This window comes from Pseudomonas sp. KCJK9058 (assembly GCF_046230975.1).
GTDB classification, from domain to species: Bacteria; Pseudomonadota; Gammaproteobacteria; order Pseudomonadales; family Pseudomonadaceae; genus Aquipseudomonas; species Aquipseudomonas alloputida.
Map to the genome: position 1 here is coordinate 1 of NZ_JBJJLR010000134.1, position 368 is coordinate 368.

Annotated in this window: 1 protein-coding gene; it reads right to left on the reverse strand. The window is 53.0% G+C overall.

Features of this window, described 5'->3' with window-relative positions:
- The coding region (locus ACK59Z_RS25925) for a hypothetical protein (RefSeq protein WP_409294003.1) at positions 1-240 on the reverse strand (240 nt) is incomplete at its 3' end.
- Between the last annotated feature and the right edge of the window lie 128 nt (positions 241-368).

Here is a 368-nt window from a genome sequence, read left to right on the forward strand (position 1 = left end):
GGAGCGCAGCGCAGGGGCCGGATGATGGGAGCGCAGCGTTTTTTGGTTACTTTTTGTCGCGTTTGACAAAAAGTGACTCGCCGTAAGGGCGAAAAGGTGAGTCAACGTCGCCATCGCAAATGGACTTGTTCGCTGAGTCAAAACAGACGAGTTCGCTTCTTGCTTCTTGCTTCTTGCTTCTTGCTTCTTGCTTCTTGCTTCTTGGATGTGGGCATTCACATCGAGTAGGTATTCATTCACGCAGGTGGCGCACAGTCACCTTTCCGCCCTTACGGCGGGTCACTTTTTGTCAAACGCGACAAAAAGTAACCAAAAAACGCTGGCTCCTATCATCCGGCCCCTGCGCTACGCTCCGGGGTTCCCTCGCT